General features: G+C 43.9%; 18 protein-coding genes. 16 read left to right on the forward strand and 2 right to left on the reverse strand.

Going from position 1 to position 17,585, the window contains the following annotated elements:
• The first annotated feature begins 434 nt into the window (after nucleotides 1-434).
• From ACED60_RS05900 to ACED60_RS05910, 3 genes are all read left to right on the forward strand, one after another.
• The gene (locus ACED60_RS05900; RefSeq protein WP_102249374.1) at nucleotides 435-1,493 is read left to right on the forward strand and encodes a porin; all 1,059 of its coding nucleotides are present in this window, start codon (nucleotides 435-437) and stop codon (nucleotides 1,491-1,493) included.
• Between the two features lie 394 nt (nucleotides 1,494-1,887).
• Nucleotides 1,888-2,520 carry a fumarylacetoacetate hydrolase family protein gene (locus ACED60_RS05905; RefSeq protein ID WP_371727119.1) on the forward strand — a complete coding sequence of 211 codons (633 nt, stop codon included), beginning with the start codon at nucleotides 1,888-1,890 and terminating at the stop codon, nucleotides 2,518-2,520.
• 150 nt (nucleotides 2,521-2,670) lie between these two features.
• Nucleotides 2,671-3,303 carry a LysE family translocator gene (locus ACED60_RS05910; protein ID WP_371727120.1) on the forward strand — a complete coding sequence of 211 codons (633 nt, stop codon included), beginning with the start codon at nucleotides 2,671-2,673 and terminating at the stop codon, nucleotides 3,301-3,303.
• Between the two features lie 127 nt (nucleotides 3,304-3,430).
• On the opposite strand, the gene ACED60_RS05915 is transcribed toward ACED60_RS05910, so the two are convergent.
• Nucleotides 3,431-5,155: a phospho-sugar mutase gene (locus tag ACED60_RS05915; protein ID WP_371727121.1), complete on the reverse strand. Its 1,725-nt coding sequence runs from the start codon at nucleotides 5,153-5,155 to the stop codon at nucleotides 3,431-3,433.
• 540 nt (nucleotides 5,156-5,695) lie between these two features.
• Between ACED60_RS05915 and coxB the strand changes: the two genes are divergently transcribed.
• The 4 genes from coxB to ACED60_RS05935 are packed head-to-tail and all read left to right on the forward strand — an operon-like array spanning nucleotide 5,696 to nucleotide 10,159.
• Nucleotides 5,696-6,955, forward strand: coding sequence for a cytochrome c oxidase subunit II (gene coxB, locus ACED60_RS05920; RefSeq protein ID WP_371727123.1), 1,260 nt, complete (start codon nucleotides 5,696-5,698; stop codon nucleotides 6,953-6,955).
• Nucleotides 6,952-8,613 carry a cytochrome c oxidase subunit I gene (ctaD, locus tag ACED60_RS05925; RefSeq protein WP_371727124.1) on the forward strand — a complete coding sequence of 554 codons (1,662 nt, stop codon included), beginning with the start codon at nucleotides 6,952-6,954 and terminating at the stop codon, nucleotides 8,611-8,613. Before coxB ends, ctaD begins: the two co-directional genes overlap by 4 nt.
• An 11-nt stretch (nucleotides 8,614-8,624) precedes the next feature.
• The gene (locus ACED60_RS05930; protein ID WP_371727125.1) at nucleotides 8,625-9,254 is read left to right on the forward strand and encodes a cytochrome c oxidase assembly protein; all 630 of its coding nucleotides are present in this window, start codon (nucleotides 8,625-8,627) and stop codon (nucleotides 9,252-9,254) included.
• Between the two features lie 38 nt (nucleotides 9,255-9,292).
• A complete protein-coding gene (locus ACED60_RS05935) occupies nucleotides 9,293-10,159 on the forward strand; it encodes a cytochrome c oxidase subunit 3 (RefSeq protein WP_371727126.1) in 867 nt (288 codons plus the stop codon).
• 19 nt (nucleotides 10,160-10,178) lie between these two features.
• On the opposite strand, the gene ACED60_RS05940 is transcribed toward ACED60_RS05935, so the two are convergent.
• Entirely contained in the window at nucleotides 10,179-10,409 is a 231-nt protein-coding gene (locus ACED60_RS05940; protein WP_029203703.1) for a DUF2909 family protein, read from the reverse strand.
• On the opposite strand from ACED60_RS05940, the gene ACED60_RS05945 reads away from it, so the two are divergent.
• The 9 genes from ACED60_RS05945 to ACED60_RS05985 all read left to right on the forward strand — a co-directional run bounded on the left by ACED60_RS05945 (nucleotide 10,297) and on the right by ACED60_RS05985 (nucleotide 17,155).
• Nucleotides 10,297-11,244: an SURF1 family protein gene (locus ACED60_RS05945; protein ID WP_371727127.1), complete on the forward strand. Its 948-nt coding sequence runs from the start codon at nucleotides 10,297-10,299 to the stop codon at nucleotides 11,242-11,244. The genes ACED60_RS05940 and ACED60_RS05945 overlap by 113 nt on opposite strands.
• Nucleotides 11,237-11,845, forward strand: coding sequence for a hypothetical protein (locus ACED60_RS05950; protein WP_371727128.1), 609 nt, complete (start codon nucleotides 11,237-11,239; stop codon nucleotides 11,843-11,845). Before ACED60_RS05945 ends, ACED60_RS05950 begins: the two co-directional genes overlap by 8 nt.
• Nucleotides 11,846-11,961: 116 nt before the next feature.
• Entirely contained in the window at nucleotides 11,962-13,017 is a 1,056-nt protein-coding gene (locus ACED60_RS05955; protein WP_371727164.1) for a heme A synthase, read from the forward strand.
• Nucleotides 13,007-13,981 carry a heme o synthase gene (gene cyoE, locus ACED60_RS05960; RefSeq protein ID WP_371727129.1) on the forward strand — a complete coding sequence of 325 codons (975 nt, stop codon included), beginning with the start codon at nucleotides 13,007-13,009 and terminating at the stop codon, nucleotides 13,979-13,981. The genes ACED60_RS05955 and cyoE overlap by 11 nt, the downstream gene beginning before the upstream one ends.
• 151 nt (nucleotides 13,982-14,132) lie before the next feature.
• Nucleotides 14,133-14,486, forward strand: a complete 354-nt coding sequence (locus ACED60_RS05965) for a hypothetical protein (protein ID WP_009845655.1) — start codon at nucleotides 14,133-14,135, stop codon at nucleotides 14,484-14,486.
• 96 nt (nucleotides 14,487-14,582) lie between these two features.
• The gene (locus ACED60_RS05970) at nucleotides 14,583-15,254 is read left to right on the forward strand and encodes a DUF3313 domain-containing protein (RefSeq protein ID WP_371727130.1); all 672 of its coding nucleotides are present in this window, start codon (nucleotides 14,583-14,585) and stop codon (nucleotides 15,252-15,254) included.
• Nucleotides 15,255-15,266: 12 nt separating this feature from the next.
• On the forward strand, nucleotides 15,267-15,485 hold the full coding sequence (locus ACED60_RS05975) for a DUF3820 family protein (protein WP_009845653.1): 219 nt from the start codon (nucleotides 15,267-15,269) through the stop codon (nucleotides 15,483-15,485).
• A 583-nt stretch (nucleotides 15,486-16,068) separates the two neighbouring features.
• The gene (locus tag ACED60_RS05980) at nucleotides 16,069-16,521 is read left to right on the forward strand and encodes a hypothetical protein (protein ID WP_012604275.1); all 453 of its coding nucleotides are present in this window, start codon (nucleotides 16,069-16,071) and stop codon (nucleotides 16,519-16,521) included.
• A 151-nt stretch (nucleotides 16,522-16,672) separates the two neighbouring features.
• The gene (locus tag ACED60_RS05985; RefSeq protein ID WP_371727131.1) at nucleotides 16,673-17,155 is read left to right on the forward strand and encodes a hypothetical protein; all 483 of its coding nucleotides are present in this window, start codon (nucleotides 16,673-16,675) and stop codon (nucleotides 17,153-17,155) included.
• The last annotated feature ends 430 nt before the right edge of the window (nucleotides 17,156-17,585 follow it).

A 17,585-nucleotide genomic window follows, 5' to 3' on the forward strand; every position in this document is an offset into this window, starting at 1 on the left:
AATAAAGCAATAGCCAATAATTAATAAAGCAACTTATCCTAGTTCAAATTGGGAATTGTTTCACAAGGCTAAATATTTCAGTACGGCTCATTATGTTACAGGATGTTTCTAAGTTAATGGTATGTCGCAGAATGGTCTGGAAAGTCGTTTGTAGCTTAAGTGTCTAATGCTGTTTTTATGATTGGAAAATCAAAAAATCAAAGGTTTTTATATCAAAGAATACCAAAAATTAGCTGGAGGTTTGTTTTTAATGCTTTGTTTTTAATGGTATTTTTTGTTTTTATAGCACGATTTTTTTTATTTTATATATTTTAATGCAACTTTTTTGTCAGTCGTATATTAGTGTTTTCCCACTTGTTAAATGCAGGTAACAACCTCTTCGTAAGTACGAGGTTGTTATGGAATCACTCTCCCAGTTACAAATGGATATGACAATGAATAAGAAACTTTTAGCGCTAGCAATTTCTGGTGCAGTATTTGGTACACAGGCAGTTGCGGTAGAGCTTTATAACGAAGACGGTACAGCCTTCTCTGTTGGTGGTCACGTTTCTGTAAACCTGAATGGTTCAGAGAAAGGCGATACGGATGTTGGTACAAACTCACCACGTATCAACTTTAATGCTACGCAAGAATTAGGTAATGGCTTCACAGCTGACGCTAAAGGCGAATGGGCGCTTAATTACCTAAACGGTGGTGATGAGTCGTTTACTACTCGTCTTGGTTACGTAGGTTTAACTCATGATGAGCTAGGTCGTGCTGTTGCAGGTACGCAGTGGGCGCCATACTACGATGTAGCTTCAGCTACTGATATGCCGATCGCTTTCGCGAACGATTTCTTATACGACAACCACGGTGCGCTAGGTACTGGTCGTGCAGACAAAATGGCAAGTTACCGCAACGGATTTGATTTTGGTGAAGCGGGTGAGCTTAGCTTTGGTCTAGGTTGGCAGGGTAGTAACACAGTAACGACAGACGTTTACGATGACACAGATATCAACGATATCATTCACTCTCGTACAACAGTTGCGTACGATGATCGTATTCAAGCGACTCTTGGTTACTCAATCGCTGGTGTTAAATTGGGTTATGCCTTCAACACTGGTGACTTCAAAGAGGGTGGTGTTTCTAAGACGGCTGAATCTCACCTAGTTTCTGCTGCATACGGTTCTTACGGCTCAGGTTTATACCTAGCAGGTATCTACGCTTCAAACGAAAACATGAACGTAGGCCTTGAAGAAAGTGATGCATATGAATTGCTAGCGGCTTACGCTTTAGCGAACAGCTTAAACTTAAGCGTTAACTACGAAGTTGTTGAAGGCGAAGCGACGAAAGGCGCGGCAACACAAACTGACCGTGAAGAGCTAGCTCTACAAGCTGAATACAACTTTACGAGTAATGTTGTTGGCTACACTGGCTATCAGTTTGATCTAAACGATGCAGACAACAGAAAAACTGACGACAAGTGGACTATTGGTGCTCGTTTCTACCTATAAGTCGCGACTCATTTAGTTTGACCACTATTATGCATAGTGTTTACTTCTTAAATTTACCTTTTCGGATACTGTCCTAGACACCATGCTAAGCCCTCTCAAGCCTTTTGGTTTGAGAGGGCTGCTTTCGTTCTATACGCATCTGTTTTAGCTTTTCCTTCATGTTACCCAGCCAGCCATTCATTTCATCTACGTAGCTATGGTCTACGCAGCGATGATCTATGCAGCTATGGCTCTTGTCATCAGTTCTTATACGTCGCGATCTTCGAATAAAAGTATTTAAATCATTTAATTGAGCTAAAGATCAGAATTTAGATATTGGTAACCATCTTGTCGAAGATTCTCTTTTAATGTTGCGGTAAACTCTGCGCTCCAAAAAACAGTTTAGGGACAAACTATGAGCAGCGTTGTAGATCAGGAGCAATTGATGAATTCGAAACGAACAGCAACACCCAGCAAAGTACTGTGTATTGGGCGCAATTATGTTGATCACATCGAAGAGCTTAATAATGTTATCCCTGACTCTATGGTGGTGTTTAATAAGCCGAGCACTAGCGTTACGTCTTCTCTATCATCTTTCCATCAAGAAACGTTACATTATGAAGCTGAAATCTGCTTCATTGTTGAAAACGGTGAATACTCTGCCGTGGGGCTAGGTTTAGACCTTACCAAACGCGAGTTACAAAGTAGTTTGAAGGCAAAAGGTCTGCCTTGGGAACGTGCTAAAGCTTTTGATGGTTCTGCTGTTTTTAGTCGCTTTGCTCCCATAGATAACTTGGACCTCTCTGACTTAAACATAGAGTTATTTATTAACTGTGTCCGCGTTCAAAAAGGGCATGTTGAACAGATGCTTTATTCCCCACAGACCATCCTCGAAGAGTTATCTTCTTATACGACTTTGCTTGACGGTGATGTTGTGATGACGGGCACTCCGAAAGGTGTTGGAGAGGTACATCAAGGTGATATTTTCCTTGGTCGTCTAAAGTGTGGCGAAACCACTGTGATTGAGATCGAGTGGGTAGCACGTTAATTAGTCTTTTGTATTTAGTTAATAAATTGGTTTTACTGTTCATTGATGGTGTTTAATTCGATCAATTTAATACCTAGCAACTGATTGCATCTGGAAGGGTGTTAGTAATTGATATAAAATTCGCCTCCATTTTTATCAATACTGAAACCCATGATCGATTTAACCATCCTACCTGTTTACCTGACGGCCGTTGTAGCTCTTCTCCTTTTACCAGGCCCTGATATGTTACTCATCGCAAGCTCAAGCATGAGCTATGGCCGTAAAGTCGGTGTGTTTGCGAGCTTAGGTAATGCGACTTCTGGAATTATCCTGACAGTATTGGCAGCAATGGGCGTTTCAGCATTGATTGCGATGAGTCCAGTGGCTTTAAAAGCCCTTCATCTATTAGGCGGTGCATACTTATTAAAGATGGGGTGGGATTGTCTTCGAACAGAACAGGGCGGTGCGCCTGAGTTAAGCGACAACCGTGCTGCAAAAGCGTACTACCAACGAGCACTTATTAGTAACCTGCTTAATCCTAAAGCGTTGGTTTTTTTCGTGATGTTCTTACCGCAGTTTGTATCGACGAGTATTGAAGCGACTTCGGGTGAGCAGATGCTCGTTCTGGGCTTATTGCTGAATGTGCTAGGTTTGACGTTCAACTTTTTACTTGTGGCGTTAGTGGGTACTATTGGTAAATCTTTGGTAGAAAATGCTAAGTTTCGTACCTATCAGCAAAAAGTGATGGGCGGAGTTTTCATCGTGTTAGCGGTGTGGATGTTGTCTTCTTTCTTTACCTCGTAGACTGCAACTCAAACAGTTTATTGGGGTTGGCCGCCGATACAAAAATGGACGCTTCGAGCGTCCATTTTTTATGTCTATCAGTTACATATTGTACTTCATTGAACTGATGTTTTGAAAGAATGATGAGCTAAGAGTTCAGCTCTTTCTGGTGTTGTTCGATGAGCTTATCCATGTACTCTTCACCGCGCTTGCGAGTATCGTCATAGGTTTCTGTCCCTTCGAACTTTGTTACCGTCTCATAATAAACCTTAACTTTTGGCTCTGTACCTGAAGGTCTTACGATAATGCGTGAACCATCCTCGAGGTGATAGATGAGTACGTCACTTGCAGGCAGGTTAATGGCTTCAGTATTGCCTCCAATGACGAAGCGTAAAGAAGACTGCAGATCTTCAATCACAGAGATAGCGACACCGTTAATCGCTTTAGGCTGTGCTGAGCGGAGCTTAGAACCAATCGATGGTGAATCTGGGTCTAGGGCAATACTTCGCTGCGCGTTGGTATGAACCCCATGTTCAAATGAAATTTGAGCGAGAAGATCCCAAACGGTTCGCCCTTGAGATTTTAACTCCTCAACCAGTTGAGCAAACACGACGATAGCAGACAGCCCATCTTTGTCTCGTACCTGAGTACCAATTGTGTAGCCTAATGCTTCTTCATAGGCGAACAAGAACTCGTTTTTCTCATCTTCTAATTGCATGCCAATATTCGCTAACCATTTAAAGCCAGTCAGCGTTTGGAAGTAAGTCGCACCATGGGATTGAGCCACTTTCTCAAGTAGAGTTGAAGATACGATACTGTTACCAACTAACTGGTTTTTAGTGTGTGGCTTTGATAGCAAGTAGTGCGCGAATAACACACCCACTTGGTCACCCGTGAGCATTTTATAGGAAGCATCTTCAGTTCTGACTTTATCATCGGTTCGAACGGCAACCGCAAATCGGTCTGCATCTGGGTCATTAGCGCAAGCGATGTCGGCATCGACACTTTTTGCTAAGTTAACCACAAGATCCATAGCGCCTTTTTCTTCCGGGTTGGGGAAGTTCACGGTTGGGAAGTGACCATCTGGCTCTCTCTGTTCGGCAACACTGAACACCTTATGGAAACCAGAATCATGAAGTAGATCTTCCGCCATTTGTGCACCGACACCATGCATAGCGGTATAGGTGATGGTGGTGTTCGCCGATTCGCTCTCTTTACTCACGTGTGGGCTCTGGTTGATCGCAGCGCGGTACGTTTGATAATAGCCTTCAGTTAACCATACCAACTTACCTTGTGTTTCAGCGTCACTAAGGCTCATCAATGGGATGGGCTTGGTCGATGCGATGTCTATTTCAGCAGCAATGCCTGCATCATGAGGGGGAATGATTTGAGCGCCATTCTCCCAGTACACTTTGAAGCCATTGTACTCCGGCGGGTTGTGGCTCGCCGTCACGACAACCGCCGCTGCCGCGTTGAAGTGCTCAATACCAAAGGCAACGATAGGTGTCGCTGCAACATTCGAAGTTAGGTAAACCTTAATACCTAAAGCGGTGAGTACAGAAGCTGTATCAATCGCGAATTGCTTTGAATCTAAACGGCCGTCGTAGCCAACCACTACACCACGCATAGAGGCATTTGCGACATGTTCAATTAAATAGTGGCCAAGGCCTGTGGCCGTTTCTTGTATGACCAAGCGGTTCATTCTATTTGGGCCGCATCCGACTTTGCCGCGCAGTCCCGCCGTTCCGAATTCTAATCGTTGAATAAAGCGGTCTTCAAGTTCGTCGTGCATTCCCTCATCGATAAGGTATTGAAGCTCTTCACGAGTTCTTGGGTCTGGGTCTCTCGCTAACCAGTTCATTGCATCTTGCATAATCACTAAACCTTTTAATATCGGGGTGTCTTTCTGTTGATTTAATTTAAATGATACTGATTATCATTTCTATGAAAGCAATCGTAAAACTCAATTTAAAATAAATCCCAACAGTAAGGGGAAGGCATATGGGTAAAGCCACTTCAAATAATTGACTGTTTAATAAGTAAACTTACCTTGAACAATTGGATATCACTAACTAGCCTCTTACATAAATATAACAAAACTTAACAAATTCGTCGTTTTTGAATCTTTAGTGGAAACTTCCAACGCTTATGATCCGTATTGGTTCTTAAGTTGAGATGAGGTCAGCATCCCGTTTACAGGCTAGTTCCATGTGAGTTGTAGATTGAGATTCAGCTTTTCATGTTCAGCTGGAATAACAATGAATGTTGTCTGGCTCGGAATGACACATAGCTCGTAATAACATGTAGTTCGTAATGAAACGTAGCTCGCAACGAATATAGCTCGTAACGAAACAGAGCTCGCAACGACATTTAGGTCGCAAGTATCCAATTAGGAAGGATAAGGAGAGATCTTTTGAAAAGATTACTGGTTAGGCTAGCGTGGCTTTTGAAAAGTTTTGTTGTGGTTTTGGTGTCGCCTTTGGTGCATGCAAGCAGTGAATACAACATGACTCAAGGTGTCACTGAGATCAGCGGTAAGGTATACGAGCTTCATATGCTGATCTTCTATATCTGCTGTGCGATTGCTTTTGTTGTTTTTGGAGTGATGTTCTATTCGATTCTGAGGCACAGAAAGTCGAAGGGGGCGGTTGCTGCCCATTTTCACGAAAGCACGAAAGTAGAAATTCTTTGGACCATCATTCCTATTATTATCCTTATCGCTATGGCGATACCCGCCACTAAAACCTTGATAGCGATGGAAGACACATCCCAATCAGATCTGACCGTTAAAATCACAGGGTCACAATGGAAATGGCATTACAGCTATTTTGGTGAAGACGTTGAGTTTTTCAGCCTCCTAGCAACCAGTGACAAAGAGATTGAAGGAATTGAAGTGAAAGGCGCGCATTACCTGTTAGAAGTTGATAAGCCACTTGTACTGCCTATCAATCGCAAAGTCCGATTTTTGATGACTTCCGATGATGTTATTCACTCATGGTGGGTGCCAGCTTTTGCCGTTAAGAAATATACCATTCCGGGTTTTATCAATGAGGCTTGGACAAAGATAGATGAGCCCGGTGTTTATCGAGGCCAGTGTGCTGAGTTATGTGGTCGTGCTCATGGCTTTATGCCGATAGTGGTGCATGCGATGGAAGAAGCTGAGTATGACGCATGGTTAGCCGAACAAAAAGAATTGGCGGTAGCCGCACAGCAAGCCGCGCAAGATGCATTAGATGCGTCACTTTCCTTGGAAGATCTCAATACCATTGGCGAAGAGGTGTATAAAACTCGTTGTGCGGTGTGTCACCAAGTTAACGGCGAAGGTATTCCCGGAGCATTTCCTGCCATAAAAGGAAGCCCTATTGCGCTTGGCGATGTGGATGTTCATATCGACACCATTGTTTATGGTCGTGGCGGGACGGCGATGCAAGCATTCGATAATCAGTTAACCGAGAAAGAGATCGCAGCGGTAGTGACTTATCAACGAAATGCTTGGGGTAATAACACCGGCGATATTGTTCAGGCTTCAGATATCAACGCTTATAAAGCCAAGCAAGAAGGCGGGGAACAAGCTTCTGACGAACAAGGTTCAACGGACGAAACGCAAGGTTCAACGGATGAAACGCAAGGCTTAATGGATGAAGCACAAAACGATGCTAAGGAGCAGTTATGAGTTCACCAATCAATAAGCCGGTGAAATCGGCTCCAGCAGAAGATCAAGCACTGAGCCATTCTGCAGAAGGCACATTGGGTAATAATGATTTGCCTGTTGATGATCACGACTCACATGCGGCACCTAAAGGCTGGGCTCGTTGGCTGTATTCAACCAATCATAAAGACATCGGAACATTATATCTCTGGTTCAGTTTCGCGATGTTCTTAACGGGTGGTGCCATGGCAATGGTGATCCGTGCTGAGCTCTTCCAACCAGGGTTACAACTCGTTGAGCCCGATTTCTTCAATCAGATGACCACAGTCCATGGCTTGATCATGGTGTTTGGCGCAGTAATGCCCGCTTTTACGGGCTTGGCTAACTGGATGATTCCGATGATGATCGGTGCTCCAGATATGGCGTTGCCGAGAATGAACAACCTCAGTTTCTGGATTCTGCCTTTTGCATTTTTAATCTTGATCGGATCTTTGTTTACTGAGGGAGGCGGGCCGAGTTTTGGTTGGACATTTTATGCTCCGCTCTCAACAACTTATGGCCCAGACAGCACCGCGCTATTCGTATTCTCAGTTCATATTATGGGGATCAGTTCGATCATGGGGGCGATTAACGTGATCGTAACCATAGTCAACATGCGCGCGCCGGGTATGACTTGGTTCAAGCTACCGATGTTCGTATGGACATGGTTAATTACCGCTTTCTTATTAATAGCCGTGATGCCCGTGCTCGCGGGTGCGGTTACCATGGTGCTGACCGACAAATACTTTGGTACTAGCTTCTTTGATGCCGCTGGTGGTGGGGACCCGGTGATGTTCCAGCACATATTTTGGTTCTTTGGGCACCCCGAAGTGTACATCATGATCTTGCCGTCTTTTGGTATTGTCTCAGCCATCATTCCAGCATTCAGTGGCAAGCGTCTGTTTGGCTACCACTCTATGGTGTACGCGACTTGTAGTATCGCATTGTTGTCATTCTTGGTTTGGGCGCACCACATGTTCACCACGGGTATGCCAGTATTTGCTGAATTGTTCTTCATGTATTGCACTATGCTGATTGCGGTGCCGACCGGTGTGAAAGTCTTCAACTGGGTGGCGACCATGTGGCGGGGTGCTTTGACTTTTGAAACCCCAATGCTGTTTGCGATTGCCTTTATTGTTTTGTTTACGATTGGTGGGTTATCTGGATTGATGCTTGCTATCGTGCCTGCGGATTTCCAATACCACGATACCTATTTTGTTGTGGCTCATTTCCACTATGTTCTGGTGACAGGCGCCGTGTTCTCAATTATGGCTGCTGCCTATTATTGGCTGCCTAAGTGGACTGGGTATATGTACGATCACAAGCTCAGTCTGTGGCATTTCTGGACGTCGGTAATCTCAGTTAATGTACTGTTCTTCCCTATGCACTTTTTAGGGCTAGCGGGCATGCCGCGTCGTATTCCAGATTACGCCATTCAATTTGCTGATGTTAACCAAGTGGTGTCGATTGGTGGTTTTGCCTTTGGGTTGTCTCAGTTGATTTTCTTATGGCTGGCTATTAAGTGCGTAAGAGGCGGAGAGCCTGCACCAAGCAAGCCTTGGGATAGGGCTGAAGGGCTAGAATGGACAGTACCAAGCCCTGCGCCTCACCACACCTTTACTCATCCGCCGAAAGTGGATTAGAGGGCAGAACCATGAGTGATAAGCAAAGCGATCCCAATCAAGATAAAAAACAACCTAAGCGCCTGTCTAATAAGCGATCGACCAAAAAGCTGACGGGCTACTTGGTGTTGAGCGTGGTTGTGATGTTTGGCTTCGGTTTCGCTTTGGTGCCGCTCTACGATGTGATGTGTGAGGCCTTAGGCATCAATGGCAAAACTAATACTGTTTCAGCGGTGCAACCTCAGGGAATGCAGCCAGACTACTCTCGTACGGTTCGAGTCGAATTCATGTCCCACATCAAGCCAGATATGCCATGGCAGTTTTCGCCTGAAGTTCGAGTGTTAGAGGTTCATCCTGGTGAGGTGGTTCAAACTAACTACATTGCCAAAAACCTTTCTGGAGCCTCATTGGTTGGCCAAGCCGTACCGTCGGTTTCTCCAGGTATGGGGGCAACCTACTTCAATAAGATGGAATGCTTTTGCTTTAATCAGCAGCCATTGGACGGGCACAAGAGCGCAGAAATGGGTTTGATATTTTACATTGAGCCAGATATTCCAGAATCGATACATACGCTGACGCTCTCTTACACATTATTCAATATCACGAATGAGGTGGGTGCTGCGGCCAATAAATCTGAGCCTAACGTACTCGCAAGTAACTAGGAATTTACAGAACCAGTATCAACATAAGGAGTTGAGCGATGAGTTCTAAAAAGGAAGTGTATTTCGTTCCACATCAAAGTCACTGGCCATTGGTGGGTGCTGTAGCGCTGTTTTTGGTCGCGGTTGGCGCTGGCTTGACGGTGCAAAACATGGGTACCGACGCCGCAGGTGGTGTATTTGGCAAAGCGGTGTTGTTAGTCGGGTTTGCAGTGCTGCTTTACATGCTCGCAGGCTGGTTTAGTAATGTGATCACAGAATCATTAAGTGGAGTTTATTCTGAGCAGATTTCTCGTTCTTTTAGACAAGGAATGAGTTGGTTTATTTTCTCTGAAATCATGTTCTTCGGCGCTTTCTTTGGCGCGCTTTTCTATGCTCGCATGATTTCTGTGCCTTGGATTGGTGGTGCGGGCAATAATGAAATGACCCATGAAGTATTGTGGCCGATGTTCCAATCAATATGGCCACTAACGACTACCCCTGATGGCGTAACGACACAAGCCATGCCTTGGCAAGGTATCCCTCTTAAGAACACCATTATTCTGCTGCTTTCCTCTGTGACGCTGCACATGGCACATATCAGTCTTGAGCAAAATAAGCGTATGGCTTTGATCGTCTGGTTGGAGATAACCATTGTTCTGGCTGGCTTCTTCTTGTTCTTCCAAGTTGAAGAGTATCTTCACGCTTATCAAGAGATGGGGCTGACACTTCAGTCTGGCATCTACGGTAATACCTTCTTTTTGCTGACTGGGTTTCATGGCTTACATGTCTGTTTAGGGACGATCTTTTTGATTGTGTTGCTGGCAAGGGTTGCGAAAGACCACTTTGCGTTCCAAGCGGGCAGTTGGTATTGGCACTTTGTTGATGTGGTTTGGTTGGGCCTGTTTGTATTTGTCTATGTGCTTTAACGGTTGAGTCTATAGGGGATTAATAGGGGCGAGGGTTGGGAGTTATCACTCCTGATCCCAGAGCAAGTAATAAAAGTAGCACGACAACGGCTGACCACATGACACGACGCCCCAAGAAGTGACTGAGCCTTTTTCCATTGTGTTTGCCCGAGGCGATTTGGATTAGGCCTTTCATCAAATTGAAAGCGATAAAAAACAGCAAAGCGACCAATACAATTTTAAACAACAACACAAAGGTAGATGACGCCATAGTGATAACTCCAAACCGATTGATTGATGATGAACACAAGTTCCGCAGTAAAGGTTTTTGGATAGCGGTTGTTTTAACTGTGGTTTCAGTCGGCGCTTTAATCAAGCTAGGTTTGTGGCAACTCGATCGTGGTAACGAGAAATTACGTTATGAACAGCAATTAGCTGAGAGAGCACAGCTCTCGTCACAACCTTTAGGTGTCGTTATTTCTGAGTTGCGAGAGCTGGATTTATCTGGTCAAGAGTCATTAAATCCTCAAACCCTAAACGGGTTAAAGGCTGATGTTGAATTAGTCAATACGAGCGACTTGATGCTCTTGTTAGACAACCAGATAAGCCAAGGAACGGTAGGGTATGTGATTTACATGTTGGGTGAGGTTCGCTTTGAAGATGGATACCAGTCCTTAGTGGCTGAAAAACAGTTGTTGATCGATCTTGGGTTTGTTCCGGCAAGTAATGACAGAAGAGAACTACCGCAATTAGGAAGTATCACTGTACCAACCAAAATGTCAGGGCGCTTGTATACACGCTCGGTGAATCCTTTAAGTCATGAGTTGGGTTTAGAAAATACGACACCGAATAGAATCCAAAACCTAAACATAGCAGCGCTATCACAGTATACAGGACAAGAAGTGCTGCCCTTTGTCTTCCAACCTCAGAGTTTAGATTCATGGCCCTATGAAATGTTATGGCGTCCAACGGCGATGAAATCTGAGAAGCATTTTGGTTACTCATTTCAATGGTTTGTTATGGCTGCGGTACTTTTGTTTTTGACGATGTTGATTGGCTATCGGTACCTAAAAGCAACACCTATCACGAGGAATAAGGATGGATAAATCTCAAGCACAAGTGAACAGGGAAATTACCGAGGCAAACATGGCTGAGCTCAGAAGCCGTCGTACTAAAGGGCGCTTGGTGTTAATTGGACTTGTTTTAATTTTCGCTTTGCCAGCCATTATCGCCAAAACTGTGCTAGACCAGAATTGGTATACCTCAGGTGTCACTAACTCAGGCGAATTGGTAGAACCAAGAACCACGCTTGCGGATTTCGGAGTAACGGTACCCATGGCTGGAGAAGGGTGGTTAGTGGGTTATATCGCACCGATGGAGTGCGAAAGCTTGTGTGAACAACAGCTTCATTATTTGAATCAAAGCTACTTAGCGTTAGGGAAAAACAAAGAGCGAGTGACTGCCGTTGTTTTTGTCTCAGAAGGTAATTCGTTGTCGGGTTCGCTCAACAAGCCGGATTTATCTTTGTTAGCTGGTGGTGATCAGTTAAGTACTGAGTTTTCGCCTGCTTCGATTATCATTATTGACCCACTCGGGCAGTTGGTTATGGAATACAAAAGCGTTTCTGACCCGTCTCAGTTAGTGGGGCAATCTAAAGGCATGATTCATGATCTAAGAAAGCTGCTTAAGCTGTCACGAGTTGGGTAGTTAATTAGCTTAAGTTGATAAGCTGGAATTGATGAGCTTGAGTTGGTGGGCTGTAGCAAATTGCGTTAATGCTGAGTGTTGTTAGCGAAAAGGGAATAAATATAGGGAGATAAATGATGCAGAATAGAGCCCCTGATTTACTCATACACATGATGAGATTAACGATCTTATTAACCCTTACCGTGATTGTGCTCGGCGCTTATACCCGTTTGTCGGATGCTGGCCTTGGCTGTCCTGATTGGCCAGGGTGTTACGGCAAGATAACCGTTCCTTCTGATGCCCAAGCAGTGAATCAAGCCAATCTACAATTTCCAGAACGTGCTCTCGAAGCAGACAAAGCGTGGATAGAGATGATCCATCGCTACTTTGCAGGAACATTAGGGCTGCTTATCTTTGTCGTTGTTGCTTGGTGTATTAAGAAGAACATCACTTCAGCTGGACTACCGTTGCTTATCTCGGCAACCGTGATATTTCAGGCATTGCTTGGAATGTGGACGGTGACTCTCAAGTTGATGCCCGTTGTGGTTATGGCGCATTTGATGGGGGGCTTCACGCTGTTGTCACTGTTGTGTTTGCTCTACTGTCGTTTGTCTCAATTCCAAAGCCGTTTTGGTGAGGCATCGTACACTTCATCACTTAAAGCTTGGGCGCTCTTTGGGCTACTCATTGTGGTCGGGCAGATACTGCTTGGTGGTTGGACATCGTCGAACTATGCCGCGTTGGTGTGTACACAGTTACCCATATGTGAAGGTAACTGGATGAGCTATCTCGACTTCAAAAATGCGTTCGATTTTGCTCAACACGGCCATGATAACTATGAGTTTGGTGTGTTGGAATATCCCGCAAGGCTCACCATCCATGTCATGCACAGGTTCGGGGCTATTGTGGCAACGTTGACGGTGCTAATGGTCGTGTACCAGCTATGGAAATTTGGCCAAGCGCCTCAAAAAAAGCTGAGCGTGATTGTCGCAATAGTATTGTTTACTCAAATCAGCCTTGGGATCAGTAATGTATGGTTTCACCTGCCAATCTCAGTCGCGGTTTTGCATAGCCTAGTCGCAGCGATGCTGCTCATCAGCATGGTTGTCACCAATTTTGTCGTGTGGCAACGCAAACCGAGTGAGAGCTTGGTGAAAAACAGTATATTACAAGGAGGTAATCATGGTCAGTAGAACGTCAACACAACATGGAGTGGTGGTTCAAGACGTAGCCTCAAGTCCTAAGATAGCAATCAGTAATGATATCGCTTTAAGCAATGAAATGGCGGAAAGAAACAAAGCTGTTTGGAAGGTCTATTTAACACTGACCAAGCCTAAAGTGGTGGCTTTGATGCTGCTAACTGCATTGGTTGGAATGTGTTTGGCTGTGCCGAATGGATTGCCTTTGCAACAAACTCTGTTCGGGATGATTGGGATAGGGTTAATGGCAGGTTCGGCAGCAGCGTTTAACCATTTAATCGATAAAAAGATCGACGGCCAGATGACTCGAACCAATCGACGCCCTTTACCATCCGGTGAACTGAGTAGTGTGCGTGTGTTCAGCTTTGCCGCGGGTATCGGCTTACTTGGTTTCGTCACGCTTGTGGTATGGGTCAATCAACTCACCGCTTGGTTAACCTTTGCAAGCTTGTTGGGTTACGCAGTGATTTATACCATGTATCTGAAGCGAGCGACGCCGCAAAACATCGTGATAGCAGGGATCGCTGGCGCTATGCCTCCGCTATTGGGCTGGACGGCAGTTACTAATGAGCTTCATTCAAACGCTTGGTTATTGGTGATGATCATATTTATTTGGACACCTCCGCACTTCTGGGCGTTGGCAATTCATCGTCGTGACGAGTATGCAAAAGTGAACATCCCCATGCTGCCTGTGACCCACGGAATCGAATACACCAAGACTTCTATTTTGCTCTATACCTTGTTGCTCAGCATAGTGTGTATATTGCCGGTGTTGGTCGGCATGAGCAGCTGGATATACCTAAGTGCTTCATTGGTGTTAAATGGCGGGTTTGTTTATCACGCTTGGGTACTTAAGTATCGTGATGAACCTAACATGGCGATGAAGACCTTCAAGTTCTCCATTTATCATCTTATGATCTTGTTTGTTGCTTTGTTGGCGGATCATTATTTGCTCTGATAGCTCTGATAGCTCTGATAGCTCTGTACAGATCAAACAAGGTTATTCCCATATCAAAACCAAACCTTTGGTTTCCACTAACCAAATCCTGACATGACATGTATGAAAAGCCGGACAATTGATTGGTATGAATTATATAAAGGAACCGGTAATGGAATTCACTGAGCAAGATAGAGATGCTTTGTACCAAACGTGGATGTCACAAAAATCTCGAATGCGAATTACGCAGATGGAGTTTTCAAAAAAGCTAGGAATGAACCAGTTGGATTTTTCGCGAGTGCTAAGAGGGGAGAAAGCATTAACCATGTCTTTCGTTAGTCACTTCTGTCGTTTGCTTCATTTGGAGCCAAGGAATGTGCTCCCTTCACTTAAAGAAGACAATGAATCCGGGCCTAAAGTGGTTTATCTGAAAAGTAGAATGAGTGTTGATGGTGAGATCCAAAATGCTTATATCGAAGGCAATCAGGTGATCGTGGAGTATGCACATACCGTTCAGAACCATTGATTTTAGATCGAGCTCTGAGTTTCATATCATTTTCTACAACTTTTTCACTTAGGGTATGGCATACTCAGTTAATTCTTTGATTTACTTAAGTGCGTTATGAAACCTTTAAAAGTCCTTTTGCTTGTTGCAACCAGCATGTTTTTGTTTGGTTGTGCAGGCGGCCCAATTAAAACCGCTACTAAATTCACCAGTTATGAAGATTTTCGGCCTGGCCCTGATGGAGGCGTTGATTTAGTTTGGGCAAGGATAGGGCTGCGTGACGAACAACGTTTGAAATCCAAGTTAGACGCTTATGACTCTGTGGTGATCGACCAAATCTTTGTGTTAGCAGAAGAAGGCACATTAGATCAGGAAGACGTTCAGGAGCTCACAGATCATATGGTGAGTCGTTTGGAAGCGAAAATATCGCCTCATAAAATGATTGTCGATGAACCAACAGGGAACACGCTACGTTTGAGTATTGCCTTAAGTAATGTTGAAACGCCCAACCCGATCTTAGCCGTGACAAGCAGTGTGCTGCCGTTTGGCCTTGCGATGTCGACTATATCTAAGGTGACGACAGGCGAGCACACCAACGTTGGGAGCGCCAGTGTTGAGCTATTGGTCAGTGATGCGCAAGACGGCACACCGTTGTTTGCAGCCATCGACCGCGAAGCGGGTAACAAAGACTTTTCTACTATGATTGATTCGCTAGATGATGCCAAAGATGCGATCAACTATTGGGTTGAACGTTTAGGTGATACTCTACAGAACATCGACGACGTCTAGAAAGAGCTTGTAATGCTAGAGAAAGAGAACCTAATTAAGCTAGCCAGAATGCAAATGCCATTTGGCAAATACGCTGGCCGCACCTTGATTGACCTGCCTGAAGAATACTTGCTGTGGTTCGATAAAAAGGGCTTCCCACAAGGTGAGTTGGGCGACTTAATGCAGTTATGTTTAGCTCTCAAGATTGAGGGCTTAGATTCTGTGGTGCAACCGCTTAAATATGACTATTAACCTTAATTAGTCCCAGTCCGTCCCCCCAAAGTTCTAAACCAAAACCCATACACCTAAGTGACGAGTAGTGGTGATTTTCTGAGGAACATTCGATAAAGAGGCAAGAACTGAATCTTGCCTTTCTAATTTAACCCACAAGAGTCGCTGTAGCTGTATTATCGCCCCCTTAACACTTTTCCTCAAAGCTCTCGTCTTCATTATTAATTATTAGTCATCCACCATGTTCATTAATGACAAGTCAGAATCGACTAGCTTTACCTTCCCCTCAGTGACCTGTACACAGACAGTTTATTGCTTAGTGAATAAATCATGGCCTAAAGAAGAGTAGTTTTTAACTCTGATTGAGCACGGATTTAACGATGAGTTGATATTAAGTTGTTGATTTATAATGGTATTTGTGGGTAATAATGAGCGTTACATAGGCGGCACTGTGGGTTTGCACGTTTTCACCCTGAATGTTTAGACCCACTGTTATATTAAATGCATAGCATTCAGTTGGTTATAAGCAACCTTTTTGATATATTGATCGGATGAATTCGTGCTTGCACGATATTAAAATGTTAGCTTAAACATGGAAGTGGGCATGAAAATATTTAGTTTTTTATTTAATACAAACCAAAATGAAATCGGATATGTAGTGAAATCATATCTATTGCATGCTTGTGTGACTTTTCCTTTAGTATTCGCTGCGTCATACATATGGGGTTCTGAGCTTGTTGCTCCGAATGGTAGACAGGAATCGTCATTATTATTTTTGATTATTCTAGCCCCGGCTGTCGAAACGTTTCTAATGGTTCCGATATTAAAGCTTATACAAATGTTTAATTTTGAAGTAGTGATGACTTCAGTAATTAGCGCGCTGACATGGGGCGCAGCACATACTTTTAACAGCGTGCCAAATGGATTTGGGGTACTTTTCTTGTTTTTTATTCTTTCAATATCCTATTTAACTTGGCGTCAAAAATCATTTAAAGCGGCATTTGGGGTTACATTTGGTATTCATGCGTTAAATAATGCAGTGGTGTTTTTAAGCTAACAAATAATTTAAGCAGACTGTCAACGCTTAGCATTTTCAGTACGGTTTAGCTTCAGTGATATTGGTGGTAGATTTTAGTGTATTGGTAGCGTTGTCAGCTACTTAATTGGGCGTTATATGCATTGGCACAATCGTACATAAGAGGAAGTAGATGAAAATAGTACAGTATTTGGCACATGACTTATTGGAAAGCGACTACGACTCGCGTATGACAGAAAGTGTTTCACAGGGCTTCTATTCCTATGTGCATAGTCATACGAACTTTTTAGAAAAGGCCGATCCAGCCTCGGCTAAAAAGGAACTAAATTATGTGTTAACCGTAGAGGATGAATCAGGGAATATTTTAGGCTTTCGCTACTTTTACTGGGAAAAATCGATGAGTCGAATTCACTTTTTTGCCGTAGTGATGGATGAGTCAATCAAGCGTCAAGGATATGCGATAAATACTCTTTTAAAAGGCGTAGCTATTGGAAATAAACTTGGTATTAATCGCTTTTATTTTACCATTAACTCTAAAAGTTCTCCTGAACGTGATGGATTAGTCGCTAGTTACAAGCGCATATGCACTGAATTATTTAGCCAAGGAAATCAATTTGAGGTTATGTATCTCGATAAAGGGTTTGTTCTAAAATAATGCATATAACAAATATGGATTAAGGTGTTGCGCAGCCAACACTAAATCCCAAGTGTTGAACAAGCCCGAAGTCACTTTATTAAGTAAATTGTCCGGTTGGGTTTGAAGGGCACATCGCCTTGATACTTTTCTCAAGGCGAGCGAGGCCAAGGTAAAGTTGCGATAGCAATCTTATCAACCAGTTAGCTGTTTTTCGTTTCTTTCGTCGTCACATCTCCTCTGTTTTCGTCAATGCCATTCCCCTTATTTTCGATGCCTTCGGCTAGGTGGGGCGGCTCACTTCTACGCATGTCAAAATCGACAACCATAAATTGGGCATCGTGACCGAGTTTATTGAGTGTTGTTACCTAATAATGTGCAGATGTGGGTGCAAGTTTCGCTGTCGGCTGTGGGTATGCAGGCGTTATAGCTCAGGTCAGATTCACCTTCT

The sequence above is a fragment of the Vibrio sp. 1F279 genome, from assembly GCF_041439815.1.
Taxonomy (GTDB): domain Bacteria; phylum Pseudomonadota; class Gammaproteobacteria; order Enterobacterales; family Vibrionaceae; genus Vibrio; species Vibrio tasmaniensis_A.